The 14,074-nt window shown below is 50.1% G+C and carries 15 protein-coding genes; 11 read left to right on the top strand and 4 right to left on the bottom strand.

All coding sequences use genetic code 11. The features are described 5' to 3' along the window. Positions 1 to 11: 11 nt before the first annotated feature. A complete protein-coding gene (gene radA / locus D3A97_RS08090; RefSeq protein WP_119077866.1) occupies positions 12 to 1,388 on the bottom strand; it encodes a DNA repair protein RadA in 1,377 nt (458 codons plus the stop codon). A 571-nt stretch (positions 1,389 to 1,959) separates the two neighbouring features. On the opposite strand from radA, the gene D3A97_RS08085 reads away from it, so the two are divergent. The 6 genes from D3A97_RS08085 (at position 1,960) to pyrH (ending at position 6,570) form a co-directional block, all read left to right on the top strand. After that, a complete protein-coding gene (locus D3A97_RS08085) occupies positions 1,960 to 2,649 on the top strand; it encodes a zinc metallopeptidase (RefSeq protein ID WP_119077865.1) in 690 nt (229 codons plus the stop codon). Positions 2,650 to 2,808: 159 nt separating this feature from the next. Next, on the top strand, positions 2,809 to 3,327 hold the full coding sequence (gene rplM / locus D3A97_RS08080; RefSeq protein WP_432206036.1) for a 50S ribosomal protein L13: 519 nt from the start codon (positions 2,809 to 2,811) through the stop codon (positions 3,325 to 3,327). Positions 3,328 to 3,340: 13 nt separating this feature from the next. Continuing rightward, positions 3,341 to 3,730 carry a 30S ribosomal protein S9 gene (gene rpsI, locus D3A97_RS08075; RefSeq protein WP_119077863.1) on the top strand — a complete coding sequence of 130 codons (390 nt, stop codon included), beginning with the start codon at positions 3,341 to 3,343 and terminating at the stop codon, positions 3,728 to 3,730. 45 nt (positions 3,731 to 3,775) lie between these two features. Continuing rightward, complete coding sequence (gene rpsB / locus D3A97_RS08070) at positions 3,776 to 4,777, top strand: 30S ribosomal protein S2 (protein ID WP_119077862.1); 1,002 nt, start codon at positions 3,776 to 3,778, stop codon at positions 4,775 to 4,777. 112 nt (positions 4,778 to 4,889) lie between these two features. After that, positions 4,890 to 5,714 (top strand): translation elongation factor Ts, encoded by an 825-nt coding sequence (tsf, locus tag D3A97_RS08065; RefSeq protein WP_119077861.1) that lies wholly within the window; start codon positions 4,890 to 4,892, stop codon positions 5,712 to 5,714. 142 nt (positions 5,715 to 5,856) lie between these two features. Beyond that, positions 5,857 to 6,570: a UMP kinase gene (gene pyrH, locus D3A97_RS08060; RefSeq protein WP_119077860.1), complete on the top strand. Its 714-nt coding sequence runs from the start codon at positions 5,857 to 5,859 to the stop codon at positions 6,568 to 6,570. Positions 6,571 to 6,720: 150 nt separating this feature from the next. Here pyrH and D3A97_RS08055 read toward each other — a convergent pair whose 3' ends face one another. Together D3A97_RS08055 and D3A97_RS08045 are read right to left on the bottom strand one after the other, a co-directional pair. Beyond that, positions 6,721 to 7,320, bottom strand: coding sequence for a hypothetical protein (locus D3A97_RS08055; RefSeq protein ID WP_119077859.1), 600 nt, complete (start codon positions 7,318 to 7,320; stop codon positions 6,721 to 6,723). A gap of 1,390 nt (positions 7,321 to 8,710) precedes the next feature. Next, positions 8,711 to 10,639 (bottom strand): ATP-binding protein, encoded by a 1,929-nt coding sequence (locus D3A97_RS08045; protein ID WP_119077857.1) that lies wholly within the window; start codon positions 10,637 to 10,639, stop codon positions 8,711 to 8,713. A 373-nt stretch (positions 10,640 to 11,012) separates the two neighbouring features. Between D3A97_RS08045 and D3A97_RS08040 the strand changes: the two genes are divergently transcribed. The 5 genes from D3A97_RS08040 to D3A97_RS08020 all read left to right on the top strand — a co-directional run bounded on the left by D3A97_RS08040 (position 11,013) and on the right by D3A97_RS08020 (position 13,290). Then, positions 11,013 to 11,288: a hypothetical protein gene (locus D3A97_RS08040; protein ID WP_119077856.1), complete on the top strand. Its 276-nt coding sequence runs from the start codon at positions 11,013 to 11,015 to the stop codon at positions 11,286 to 11,288. A 123-nt stretch (positions 11,289 to 11,411) separates the two neighbouring features. Continuing rightward, entirely contained in the window at positions 11,412 to 12,179 is a 768-nt protein-coding gene (locus D3A97_RS08035; RefSeq protein ID WP_119077855.1) for an exodeoxyribonuclease III, read from the top strand. Next, positions 12,176 to 12,478 (top strand): DUF4286 family protein, encoded by a 303-nt coding sequence (locus D3A97_RS08030; protein ID WP_119077854.1) that lies wholly within the window; start codon positions 12,176 to 12,178, stop codon positions 12,476 to 12,478. Before D3A97_RS08035 ends, D3A97_RS08030 begins: the two co-directional genes overlap by 4 nt. 295 nt (positions 12,479 to 12,773) lie before the next feature. Further along, positions 12,774 to 13,043, top strand: a complete 270-nt coding sequence (locus D3A97_RS08025; protein WP_074241463.1) for an HU family DNA-binding protein — start codon at positions 12,774 to 12,776, stop codon at positions 13,041 to 13,043. A gap of 130 nt (positions 13,044 to 13,173) precedes the next feature. Continuing rightward, positions 13,174 to 13,290: a 30S ribosomal protein THX gene (locus D3A97_RS08020; protein WP_119077853.1), complete on the top strand. Its 117-nt coding sequence runs from the start codon at positions 13,174 to 13,176 to the stop codon at positions 13,288 to 13,290. A 72-nt stretch (positions 13,291 to 13,362) separates the two neighbouring features. Here D3A97_RS08020 and pdxH read toward each other — a convergent pair whose 3' ends face one another. Continuing rightward, a complete protein-coding gene (gene pdxH, locus D3A97_RS08015) occupies positions 13,363 to 14,004 on the bottom strand; it encodes a pyridoxamine 5'-phosphate oxidase (RefSeq protein WP_198673894.1) in 642 nt (213 codons plus the stop codon). Between the last annotated feature and the right edge of the window lie 70 nt (positions 14,005 to 14,074).

The following is a 14,074-nucleotide window of genomic DNA, read 5'->3' as shown; positions in this document are numbered from 1 at the left end:
CCTTTGTGTTATCAGAATAACAGGCGGTACACTTCTTCCACTCTTCCAAGCGGAACCACTTCAATGTTGAATTTACTGAAATCGAGCCCTTTCTTGTGATATTTGGAGATAAATATTTTTTCGAAACCCAGCTTCTCCGCTTCCGCTATGCGCTGCTCTATCCGGTTCACTGCCCTTATTTCACCGCTGAGGCCTACTTCCCCGGCAAAACAGTTTTTATGGGAGATCCCTATGTCTTCATAAGAAGAGAGCAGGGCGCAAAGCACGGCCAGGTCTATAGAAGGGTCTTCTACCTTGATGCCGCCCGCAATGTTGAGGAACACATCTTTTACCCCGAAATGGAAGCCGCCCCGTTTTTCCAGTACAGCCAGCAGCAGTTGCAGCCTGCGCAGGTCAAAGCCGGTGGCGGTACGCTGCGGTGTGCCGTACACAGACTGGGTAACGAGCGCCTGTACTTCTACCAGCATGGGCCGCATGCCTTCAATAGTGGCGGCAATAGCTACGCCGCTCAACATATCGTCCCGCTGAGAGATCAGTATTTCTGAAGGATTGCTTACCTGGCGCAGCCCCTGCCCCGTCATTTCATAAATGCCCAGCTCCGCGGTAGAGCCAAAGCGGTTCTTGATAGTGCGGAGTATACGGTAGGCGTAATGCTGGTCTCCTTCAAACTGCAGCACGGTGTCAACCATATGCTCCAGCACTTTCGGGCCTGCTATGGAACCGTCTTTCGTGATATGGCCTATAAGAAAAACAGGCGTGTTGCTTTCTTTGGCGAAGCGCTGCATTTCCGCAGCCGTTTCGCGGATCTGCGAAACACTGCCCGGCGCCGATTCTATCAGGGGAGATTGCAGGGTTTGAATGGAATCTACTATGACCAGTTGCGGCTCCAGCTTTTTTATTTCCTGGAAAATGGCCTGCGTAGATGTTTCGGTGAGTAAATAAAACTGGTCGTTCCGGATCTTCAGCCGGTCTGCCCGCATTTTGATCTGCTGTTCACTTTCTTCCCCGCTGATGTACAGGGTTTTAATATCCTTCAGCATCAAGGCGTTCTGCAGGAAAAGCGTGGACTTGCCAATGCCGGGCTCACCACCCACCAATACCAGCGAACCGGCCACTATACCGCCGCCCAGTACGCGGTTCAACTCTCCGTCTGGTGTGAGCCAGCGCTTTTCTTCTATGCCTTCCACCGCATCCAGGTGTACTACTTTGGGTGCGCGCGGCTGATCTGCTTTGGTGCTTTTCCACTCCTGCCGGTGCAAAGGCAACTCTTTCTGAACTTTTTCTTCTACAAAAGTGTTCCATTGATTACAAGCAGGACATTTACCCGTCCATTTGGCTGACTCATATCCACAATTCTGACAGAAAAAAGCTGTTTTGATTTTACTCATGCAACAAAGTAAGAGGAAAAAAAGGAGATCTGATTTTTGGTGCGGAAAAAGATGAGCACCGATTCAAAAGCAGAAAAAAAATGCTGTACGGAATCTATTAAATGAGAAAAGAGCCAACGGAGGATTCCGCTGACTCTTTCTACTTACTAACCCATTAAATTCAGGACTAAATTACTAAATGGGATGAGAATAAAAAAGTTTATTTAAAGGATGTTAATAACTTTTAAAGTGTTAATTCCTTTGGCAGTCAGTCGGCTGGAACCCCCTATTGTAGCCTGTTTCGCCTGTAGATAATTTCTTATAAAAAGCTGTAAATTATTGATAGCTAAGGGTGGCAGGGCGAGTATTCATATATCAAATTCTCTATATATTATATATACACTAAATGTATAAAAACAGGTGGAAAAGCACCCTTTTCCGGTCAAAGTGTCAGTGTTAATTTTTTACTGCTGACAAAAAATATGTGTAACCGGTCGGTTTCGTTCAAAAAATGTTAAATCGGTCAAATGGTAGGAGATTTGATAATGAATAGGGGTAATTTTATGTCAACAATCTAAAACAACAATAAGAGATGACTCCAGGAATTATGATCGTATCCCTCATTTTTGTGGGGATCAGTGCGCTGGTCAGCCTCCGGCTGCGGAGCAAGTTTAAGGAATACAGCCAGGTGCCGCTTTCCTCCGGGCTTACAGGCAAGGAAGTGGCAGAGAAGATGTTAAAGGATAATGGTATATATGATGTAAAAGTAATATCTGCCCAGGGGTTCCTGAGCGATCACTACAACCCGGCAGACAAAACCGTGAACCTGAGCCCGGACGTTTACAACGGGGCCACAGTAGCGGCCGCGGCGGTGGCGGCCCACGAGTGCGGGCACGCCGTGCAGCATGCCACCAGCTACGCCTGGCTGAACTTCCGGTCTAAAATGGTGCCGGCCGTACAGATTAGCTCCTCGCTGGTGCAGATTGTGCTGATAGCGGGCATTTTGCTGATCAATGTATTCCCTAACCTGCTGCTGGGCGGTATTATATTATTCGGCGTAACCACTCTTTTTGCCGTAGTGACCCTGCCTGTGGAGTTTGATGCCTCCAAAAGGGCGCTGGCCTGGCTGGATAGTACGGGCATGACTTACAAGGCGGAACACGACAAGGCGAAAGACGCCCTTTGGTGGGCCGCTATGACCTATGTGGTAGCCGCGGTGTCCTCCATCGTTATATTATTACAATATCTAATGATATATCTGGGCGCGCGTGACCGTAACTAAGTTGCAAAAGATACTGTAAGGGCCGGGCTTCCGGCCCTTTTTTATGCCTCAGGGCCTTTAAAACCGGCCGTTGAACTATCTGTTGATAACTCTTTGTCAAATTTTTTATTGTAAATCAACAGGTTACAAAGGTATCTTTCAAAAAAGCCCCCTAAATTGATGGTTTTATTCATTTTCCATCTTAGCTTTGCACTCCCAAACAGGGCGATATTTAATTATCATTTTATTAAAGCGATGAATACTTTAAGTTTTAAAACAAAATCTGCGAACGACGCTTACGTAAAGCGCGACTGGTACATAGTGGATGCCACCAACTTGACCGTAGGCAGAATGAGCGCCAGGATTGCAGCCATACTGAGAGGTAAGAACAAACCTTACTACACCCCTCATACTGACTGTGGCGACAATATCATTGTGATCAACGCCGAAAAGGTTGTTTTCACCGGCAACAAGCTGAACGACAAGGAATACCAGACCTATTCCGGTTACCCCGGTGGCCAGAAAGGTGAAACTGCCAAAGACCTGCTGAAACGTCGCCCTGAAGTGGTGATTGAGAGGGCTGTTAAAGGCATGCTGCCTAAAAACCGCCTGGGCCGTGCGATGTACAAAAAGCTTTTTGTTTACGCTGGTGCAGAACATCCGCATGCTGCTCAGAAACCGCAGTCTTTAACTTTCTAATCACACCTGAATAATGGAAAAACAAAAAAATACTATCGGTCGTCGTAAGGAAGCAGTTGCCCGCGTATACGTGAGCAAAGGTACCGGCACCATTCTGGTGAACGACAAGGATTATAAAACATATTTTTCGCTGATCTACCTGCAGAACCAGGTGGAGGCGCCTTTCAAGACCATTGACGCGCTGGATAAATTCGATGTAAAAGTGAATGCACAGGGTGGTGGTATCAAAGGCCAGGCAGAAGCGGTAAGACTGGGTATTGCGCGCGCACTGTGCGAGATCAACCCCGAATTCCGCCCCGCACTGAAAGCGGCCGGCCTGCTGAAACGTGATCCCAGGGCTGTTGAACGTAAGAAACCGGGTAAAGCCAAAGCAAGAAGGAGCTTCCAGTTCTCTAAACGTTAATGATTGCAGCATTCAATTCTTGACCATCAATTTGATTAAAACAACATGGAAAATAATACTTCATTACAGCAGCAGTTACTGGAAGCCGGTGTACACTTCGGTCACCTGAAGAAAAAGTGGAACCCGAAGATGCTGCCTTATATTTTCGCAGAAAAGAAAGGTATTCACATCATAGACCTGAACAAAACCGTTGAAGGCCTGCAGGAAACAGCCGCTGCGCTGAAATCCATTGCCAAGAGCGGTAAAAAGATCATGTTCGTGGCTACCAAAAAGCAGGCGAAAGAAATTGTGGCCGATGCTGCAAAACGCGTGAACATGCCTTACGTAACGGAAAGATGGCTGGGCGGTATGCTGACCAACTTTGCCACTATCCGCAAGAGCGTGAAGAAAATGCAGAGCATTGAAAAAATGCTGGCAGACGGCACTTTCGACAACATTACCAAAAAAGAGCGCCTGACGCTCTCCCGCGATAAGGACAAAATGGAAAAAGTGCTGGGCGGTATCTCCCAACTGGCTCGTGTTCCGGCTGCCCTGTTCATCGTAGACATCAGCCACGAGCACATTGCACTGGCTGAAGCAAAACGCCTGGGTGTTTCTACCTTCGGTATGGTAGATACCAACTCCGATCCTACCAAAGTTGACTTTGCTATTCCTGCGAACGACGACGCTACTAAATCCATTGCCATCATTGTTAGCTACATAGCCGCAGCTATTGCTGAAGGCCTGGCTGAGAGGGCAGTAGAGAAAACGGATGAAGTGGAAGAAGAAGAAGCAGACAATAAAGTACGCAAATTTGAGCTGGACGGTGGCGATGACCGTGGTGAAAGAGGCCGCAGGCCTGGTGGTCCCGGTGGCAGAAGCGCAGGCCCTGGCGGTCAGCGCGGTCCTGGTGGCCCCGGTGGCAACCGTGGTGGTGGTAACCGCGGCGGCGGACCTGGCAGAAGCGGTGGTAACCGTCCCGGCGGCAACCGTCCGGGTGGTGGCAGCCGTCCCGGTGGCGGTGGATTCCGTCCCTCCGGCGCTGGCAAACCTGGTCCTGCCAGATAATCTGATAATCATACAGTCAGAATAGTGAATCGTGAATGATACCTGTCGTTCACGATTCACATTAATAATTCTCCCGTAATTACATTTTAACTCTATAAACTGATTATATATCATGGCAACAATTACAGCCGCGGACGTAAATAAACTCCGTCAGCAAACCGGAGCTGGTATGATGGATTGCAGAAAGGCGCTGGTGGAAACAGACGGTGATTTCGAAAAAGCAGTGGACTACCTGCGCAAGAAAGGCCAGAAAGTAGCCGCCCTGCGTTCAGACCGTGAAACCAAAGAAGGCGTTGTGATCGCCAAAACCACCGCAGACGCCAAAGCCGGCGTAGTGGTGTTACTGAGCTGCGAAACAGACTTTGTGGCAAAAAATGAGGATTTTGTGAAGTTTGCCCAATCTATTGCAGACCTGGCCCTGGCCAACAACATCCAAACCGTTGAAGAACTGAACGCGGCCCCGCTGGATGGCGCCACTGTTGCGGATAAAGTAAACGACCAGGTAGCTAAAATCGGCGAAAAGATCACCCTGAGCAAATTTGAAAGGGTGGAGGCCGCCGCCGTAACCGCCTACATCCACGGTAATTACCGCATGGGCGTACTGGTTGGCTTCAGCAAACCTGTTAGTGAAGAAACCGGTAAAGATATTGCCATGCAGATAGCAGCCATGAACCCGATTGCTGTAGATGCAGACGGCGTTCCCGATGAGCTGGTGGCCCGCGAGAAAGAAATTGCAATTGAGCAGATCAAGGCTGAAGGCAAACCCGCTGAAATGGCCGAAAAAATTGCCGCCGGCAAGATCAACAAGTTCTTCAAAGAAAGCACCCTGCTGCAGCAGGCCTTCGTAAAAGACGGTAACAAGTCTGTTGCGGACCACCTGAAATCTGTAGACGGGGAGCTGAAAGTAACCACTTTCAAACGCGTAGCATTAGGATAAACCTGGTAAACAATATCAAAGGAGAGAACGAAAAATTCTCTCCTTTTTTTTGCATAGACATTTCTAGGAAGCAATATTGGGAACGGATTTGTATATTTGGCCGTCTATCCCAATAACAAATCTTACAATAATTATAGCTGACATGTTGCCAAAGTACAAAAGAATTTTGCTCAAGCTGAGTGGTGAGTCTCTGATGGGAGATAGTAATTATGGAATTGATCCGAAAGTGATAACGCAGTATGCACAGGATATTAAAGCCGTAACCGACCTGGGGGTACAGGTGGCCGTCGTAATTGGCGGCGGTAACATTTACCGGGGCATGAATGAGGCGGAAACCGGCATTGAACGGGCCCAGGGCGACTACATGGGCATGCTGGCCACCGTTATTAACGGTATGGCCATGCAAAGCGGCCTGGAGCGGGCCGGTATGTACACCCGGTTGCAATCAGCCATCAAGATGGAGCAAATTGCGGAGCCTTACATCCGGCGCAGGGCCATCAGGCACCTTGAAAAGGGCCGTGTGGTGATATTTGGCGCCGGCACCGGCAACCCCTATTTTACAACAGATACCGCAGCCTCCCTGCGGGCCATCGAGATACAGGCCGACGTTATTCTCAAGGGCACCCGTGTAGATGGCATCTACACTGCTGACCCCGAGAAAGACCCTGCTGCCACCCGGTATGAGACCATTACCTTTGCCGAGGTGTACCAGAAATCGCTGAACGTGATGGATATGACCGCTTTCACGCTTTGCCAGGAGAATAAGTTGCCTATCATTGTGTTTGATATGAACAAAACCGGCAACCTGCTGCATGTGATCATGGGCAGGAATGTAGGTACCCTGGTAAAAGGTTAGTAGATATAACCCGGTAATTATACCAAAAAGGCCGGCTATGCGGGAGACCCCGCTGGCCGGCCTTTTTGATTGCTATGTCATACCCAAGCATCCCGGGAAGATTCCACGGCCATGCTATTTTCACGTATAGAGAACTGATAATGATGCCTGTTACGGAGGAAAATACTGCTGGTAATGCCTAAGCAACCCGTTAAGCGCAGGTTCAGGGCTTGGATGGCCTGCCGCGGCTGCCTGGCCTTCGCCGGCGTGCACCGGTGCAAAGGAGCCGGTCTCATTTTTTTCCTGGCGGATCGCTGCCTGTGCGTAAAATGCCGCTGAAGAGAACCGGTATGCTTCCGGCTGGCGGCAAAGGCCTCCCGCCACAGGCGCCTCATGCATCTGCTGCAGTTTTTCGGCGGCGGCCTGCGCAATACTGACAGGCAGGGCATCTGCATGGCGCTCCCAGAACTGGAACTGCCGGTCCCGAAGAGGGCTTCTGTAGGTCTCCAGCTCCCGGCGGTTAATGGCTTTGAGCCGGTGCTTGATTTGATGGGCAGTGAATTTGAGCAGCATTTGCCGGAGATTTTTCAGCTCCCAGGCTGGCTGCCGCTGCCAGAGCAGGTGAAACTCACCAGGCAGTATTACAAAACCATATAACCAGATACGTTTGTTCTCCACCATAAAAGCCAGGCTGTCCACCACGATCTGTTTATGAATGTCTTCTTCCAGGAGGTGTCTCCCCTTCACGCAGTATGCAGAAAAAAATTCCATTTACAGATATTAAAACGGTTACTCAGCTTCCCTGTTTACAGGCGCGCTATGCCTGGCCTGCCCAATGCAGGAGCGGGCAAGGGAACAGTTTGTTTGTTGTTTGTTTTTCCTGGTAAAAGTGAAGAGGCTGCCGGTGGTGGATGGCCGTGGTCAGACTTATTGTACCTCAAAGGAATGTCTGTTCCGTTGCTGTTTCAAGGCATCCATTCCGCCAGGTCAAAATCAACCAAAACCTGCAGCATATACGCTTATCCGTGATCAGCAACGAAAACCGGCCACCTCTCACCGGCAAACCTCTTCCGGGAACAGTTAGCAGTTATGACAAGGCTGTTGTAAAACGGCCCCTGAAGTGCGAAGCGGGGCCACGTACAACTCTTGCCTCCCGCATAAACCGTCACCTTCTAATCAAAACAAAAAGTCTTGCGGATGTAAGTAAAGACCGGGGCGCTTCCCCACGTGAAACCCAAAATTCGGCGGAAAGAGAAGCTCACCCATAATTGTTGTTTCGCCCCGGTCAATTAGTTCACACCTGGTAGCTGGATGGAGGGAGACCCTTTGTTTGCCCTCCACTGTTTGGTAACAGGAGGCACAACGAGGTCTGCCACATGGAAGCACACAGGCACTTGCAGGTTTTATAAAAACAGTGATTTTTTGAACCATGAGTACGCCGGAACACAGATCCGCCACCTCTCCTTTCTTGCTCATCAAAGCAAGGAGAAGAACATCCATGCAGTTTGCTGGCATTCTGCCGCCTCTCATCACCGTTCTGTTTTTATCCGCCGGCAGCATCCGCTCATTTGCATTGGGGCATAGCATTGCCCATGCCAGAAGTACTCCATTTTTTCCCGGCAAAAATCATTCATGCCATTCCAACTGTTTTTCACCCTTTATAGGGACAGTGATTTGCCCGTAAGATCCGTTGCATCTAACCCGGAGCCCCGACGTGAAAAGGTACCCGGCTCTTTATAAAAATGGGCGGAAAGGCGCATTAATATGCGGCTCAAACCCTTATCCGGCCTATAATCCGGCGGAAAATCCCCGATGACGTGAGTTCCTGACAGTTGCCCTTTCAGGCAATTTATTGATCTTTCTTTTTTCACTGGTCTGGTTTTAGATTAACATACTCTTCCTTGCTGGTAATAACTATACAATTACCGGCAACTATACTAAAATGAATCCTTGAAATAGCGCCCGCATTTATGCGGACCCGCCTGCTTCCACCAGCGGAGATCTGGTGTTTTTGTTGAAAAACATCCTGCCCATATTCATACTTGTGGGTTAAACAAATAATTTTGACAGGTGCAAAATAGCATAGCCATGCGAATTAACAATCGTTCATTTTGTTCATTCTGAAGAAGGTGTTAACACCTCATCAAGGGCCACCTATCCCCTACATCTCATATTCGAATGTGACATAGTTCTCTCCGTCACTCCGCACGGTAATGTTCCCTTCCATCTTTTCAATAAAATCCCGGCAGATGATCAACGCCAGCCCAGCTCCACGGCCGGTCTCACTCACCAGCTTGCCCGGCACGCGGTGGTTGAAAATGTACGGCATGTCCATAGCATGAATGCCCGTTCCTTCGTTGGTAACTGTAACGAGCACACGCTGTTTACGCGTAACAGCGGAAACAATAACACGGCTGCCCCGCCGCGAATACTTAACCGCATTGTGCAGCAGGTTCCGGTTCACGAACTGTAGCATTTCATGGTCTGCTTTTACTGTCAATCCATCCTCCACCTCCATTTCCAGCACTATCCCTTTGTCCCTGATATCTGCCTCCAGCGGCTCCAGCGCCTCATCCAGCAATTCTTTTACATTATAGACCGAAGGCACGTAGTCAAAGCCGGTCAATTGTGACTTGATCCACTGCAATACCGTTTCAAACAGCTGAAGGGTCTCATTGGCGGTAGCAGCAATGCTGAAGGCCATATCCCGGAAGTGCTCCGGCGGAATGTCACTTCTTCTGAAAAGATCGGTGATATTGATGATCTGGCTGAGCGGCAGCCGGAAATCATGGGCCAGTATGCTCAGCAGCTTGTTCTTGAAATCATCATGGTGCTGCAGCTCCCGGTGTTTTTGCAACAGCAGCTGGTTGACCTCCTTGTACCGCCTGTCCCGCAACACCGACCTCCGCTGCACCCGCAAGAAGGCTACCAGCAAGCACCCCAGCAATATCACCACCACAATAAAAAACCATATCACCAGGTTGCGGTTGGTAATTTGCAGTTGCCCCGTGGCCAGCGACTGTTGTTGCAGGGCATTGTTGAGGTGCAGGGCCCTGGTCTCCTTTTCCTGTATGAAAGATTCCATATAATCCAGCTCTCCTTTGGCCCGCAATTCCGGCTGTTGCCCGGCAATTTCACACATCAGGTCTGCGAAGTGAAAGGCCCGCGCCGGCTCCGTTTTTTTATAATGGCGGTACAGCGAGGTAACGGGCGCCATCACCAGCCGCTTGTACCCGCCGCGGATGGCGGCTTCCAGCATCCTTTCGCGGTACACGATGGAGTCTTTCCTTTGAGCGTAGGAAGCATACAGGTCCAGCTGGGCGTTGCCATACACGGCAAGATAGGTAAGCCCGAGCGGCAGGGCGGCCTGTACCAACGAGTTGATATCGTCCATGGCCTGCTGCAACTGCCCGTTCTGCATTCTTTCATGTGCCAGGAAAAGCCCGGTGTAAGTAACCATGCGGCCATCGTGGTAACGGGTGGCTATATCATGCGCCTTGTGCAAGGCCCAGCGGGCAGAGTCCTGCCGGAGACTGTCACGCGAGAACACCACATAATAGGTGCTCAGCACGGGCACCCAAAGGGAATCCCGCAGCAGCCTGCTCCCTACGGAAACTGCCTCCTGCAGGTAGGGTATGGAAAGCTGGCTTTGGCCCTGGTAATGATAATAAGCGCCGATATTGGCCAGCGCCTGGCTGATGCCGGCAGAATCTGCCAGGTTGCGGTAACGTTGCAGGCTTTCCAGGTAAAAGCGGTAGGCAAGGTTGTTATTGTTCTGGAAGGTAAAGCAGGCGCCCAGGTTCATGTACGCATCTGCCAGCCCTTTGGGATACTTGAGCCTTCCAGACAGGAGGCGGGCGGCTTCGGCGTAATGGCGACTGCTGTCAAGGTGCTGCACCAGGTACAGCGAGCTGATGCGGTTCAGCGTATTGGCATACTGCAGGCTGTCTTGCCCGTACCCTGGCAATTCCGCCTGCAGGGCGCGGATCACGTTTTGCTGGGCGCCCGCCCTGGGGCAGCAGCAAAGCAGGTATATGCATAGAAGGGGACCTGTTGTCCAAAGGAGGCGGGGGCGGGAGTTATTTGTCATGTTAGGATGATGTATCAGGCTGAATAACCGGTGGTCAAAATCGGGGACAACATGCCCGCATTGCCCATGCCGCTCTCATTCCGGGCGGCATGGCCTCAATTTGAGGGCTATTTCCCGGATATTTTGTTAATCACTTGCAAAAGAACAGGACTGTTCAAAAAATGAACGGAAGAGGTTTAAACCTCCTGAAAATGAACAAAATGAACAGCAAACGATCAGTTGCAGTGTAGTAATTTACAGCTAATTCGTTGGAAAATGAATGCCCCCTGGTCATTCACCAGCCCGTTTTCTCCCATGTGTAATGTTCGTGCAGCATCCATGACCCGGAGACAACGGTCCCTTCAAATGCGTTTTTTAACCAAAACCCCCTCATATGGAAAACTTGCAAGCTCAGCATTATGGCTGCCAGGAACTGGACTCTACCGTTGCCAAAGACATTAACGGCGGATTCCTTGGCCTTAGTATCACTAACGTGGATGGAAGAATCACCGTAGGCGCTCAACTGGACACTAACGCCCTGCTTTCCTCCGTACCCGGCTTACCCGGTACCGGCGGCGGCGGCCTGCCCGGTCTCGGTGGCCTCAGCAACTTACTGGCGCCCGTTAACAACCTGCTCAACGGGCTGTTAGGCGGTCTGCTCCGCCTGTAACCACCAGGTATTTGAAGGCGTTCTCCCGGGAACGCTTTCCTTCTTACAGCGGCTGTCTGAAAAGACAGGCGCTTTTTTATTGCCCCTGCCCCCCGTATTTTTGTGGCAAACGCTACACATTCCATGAGAATTGTCACCTATAACGTAAATGGCCTCCGCTCGGCCATGACCAAAGGATTTACAGACTGGCTCAGCACCGACCCCGCAGACGTGATCTGCCTGCAGGAGATAAAGGCCCACCGGGAAAACGTGGACTTCGCGCAATTCGATAAACTGGGTTATCAGCATTTCTGGTACCCCGCCCAGAAAAAAGGGTATAGCGGCGTGGCCATTCTCACCAAAATAAACCCTGACCATGTGCAATATGGCAACGGCTATATGCAAAGCGATGCCGAAGGAAGGGTAATACGGGCTGATTTCGGGAACATCACCCTCATCAATGCCTATTTCCCCTCCGGCACCACCGGCAACGAAAGACAGGCCTATAAATACCAGTGGCTGGATGAATTTTACGGCTACCTCCAGCTGCTCCGCGAAACCAGGCCCAACCTGGTAGTGGCAGGTGATTATAACATTGCCCATAAACCCATAGACATTCACAACCCGGTCAGCAATAAAGACTCCTCCGGTTTTCTGCCGGAAGAAAGGGCCTGGATGACCAGACTTTTCGAAAGCGGTTTTGCAGATACCTTCCGTCATTTTCACCCGGAACCGGACCAGTATAGCTGGTGGAGCTTCCGTGCTAATGCCCGCAACAATAACAAAGGCTGGCGCATAGACTATATCAACGTGACCAGTCCGCTGCAAAACCGCCTCGCAGATGCAAACATCTGGCAGCAGGTGAAACATTCGGACCATTGCCCGGTATACCTTCAATTGAAAGAGATATGATCATATACAACGTTACCGTAAAAGTGTCCGTAGCCATTAAAGACAGCTGGCTGGAATGGATGAAACAGGTACACATACCTGCCATTATGGAAACCGGCCTGTTTCACGACTACCGCATCTGCCGCCTCCTGGAGCAGGATGATACGGACGGGCCTACCTACGCCGTGCAGTACTGGACGGATACCCTGGAGAACTATTACACCTACCTGCAGGAGCATGCACCCCGTTTCAGGCAGCAGACTTTTGAAATGTTCGGAGATCAGTTTGTAGCTTTCCGGACCGTTATGCAGGTGGTTTAAACGGAGAACTTATCCACAGGAAATTCACTGTTTTCAAGGGCTTGCCGGTTTGGTACAATAGTTGGTAAGGATAGGCGTTTTATGGCAAGATGTATTAGAACTCAATACAGTAGCTGTTTTCAGCCGAAAAACAACGCGCTGCCGAACAACGGGTTTTTTAGTCCAATCAGCTATAAACGTTACCAGTAGGGTTTTTCAGCCGACAAAAAAAAGTTTTAAAAATTTGGTAATCTTGTAAAACGCGCTATATTTGCTCACATCAAACATTTTCTCACTAGTTAAATCTTAACTAACTATGAACAAAGCCGAATTGATCGACAAACTCGCCAAAGACGCTGGCGTTACCAAAACCCAAGCTAACGATGCTTTGGACTCTTTCACTAAAGCTGTTGCCGATACCCTGAAAAAAGGTGGTAAAGTAACTTTGGTAGGTTTCGGTACCTTCTCTGTTTCTAAACGTGCTGCCCGTAACGGTAGAAACCCCCAGACTGGCCAGATCATCAAGATCAAAGCTAAAAAAGTAGCTAAATTCAAAGCTGGTAAAGCCCTGTCTGACAAACTCTAGGAGTTGGCGACCCAACTTATTTAAGCAAGGAACATTATTTGTTTCTTGCTTTTTTTATTTTTGCAGTCCGCGGGGCTTCCTTCCAGGGCGTTCCCCGGTAGTATCATTCATCAATTAAACTATAAAAATCATGGGTAGAGGAGATATCAAAACCAAGAAGGGTAAGATCTCTAACGGATCATTCGGTAAAAGCCGCCCGGCTAAAGCCAAGAAAACAACTGCCCCCAAGGCAGAAAAAAAGGCTTAACCAATGGCAAGCCTTTTATAACGGTAACCCGGCTGTCTGCATGCAAACAACCGGGTTGCTTTTTTTATGCTCTCAGGGCGCCAGGCGCTCTATTTTCCATTCATTCCCGGCCTGCAGGGTATAGCGCAACCTGTCATGCAGCCGGCTGCTGCGGCCCTGCCAGAACTCCATTACCTGCGGCTGTACAATGTAACCGCCCCAATGCTCCGGCCGCTGCGGCGCCTGCGGCCCGCCTTCCAGCTCCCTCACCCGCTCTTCCAGCACTTCCCGGCCGGCAATCACTTTGCTCTGCGGCGAGGCTATGGCCCCTATTCTGCTGCCCGCCGGCCTTGAATTGAAGTACTCGTCGCTCACCGCGGCAGGGGCTTTTATAACGGCGCCCTCTATACGAACCTGGCGTTCCAGTTCCCGCCAGAAAAACAGCAGGCTGGCCAGCGGGTTTTCCGCCAGCTCCTTCCCCTTCCGGCTTTCATAATTGGTAAAGAAAAGAAAACCCTGCTCATTAAAGCTTTTCAGCAGTACAATACGCGCGGAGGGCTTGCCGTCCGGCGTGCTGGTAGCAAGCGTCATGGCGTTGGGCTCCTCTACCTGGCTTTTTATCACTTCCTCCCACCACCGCTCAAACTGCTGCAGCGGGCTGGCCGCAACCTCCCGCTCATGCAGGGTAGCCAGCCGGTAATCTTGCCGCAGGTCTGCTATCTTTTGATTGATCATCTGTTATCTTTTTTGCGAAATTACGCTTTTATACACCCCCTGATGCTGACCAGTATCTCTATAAGTGGTA

It is taken from the genome of Chitinophaga alhagiae (assembly GCF_003568665.1).
GTDB classification, from domain to species: Bacteria; Bacteroidota; Bacteroidia; order Chitinophagales; family Chitinophagaceae; genus Chitinophaga; species Chitinophaga alhagiae.
The sequence above is the reverse complement of the archived record's forward strand: the minus strand, read 5'-3'. Positions and strand labels throughout refer to the sequence as shown.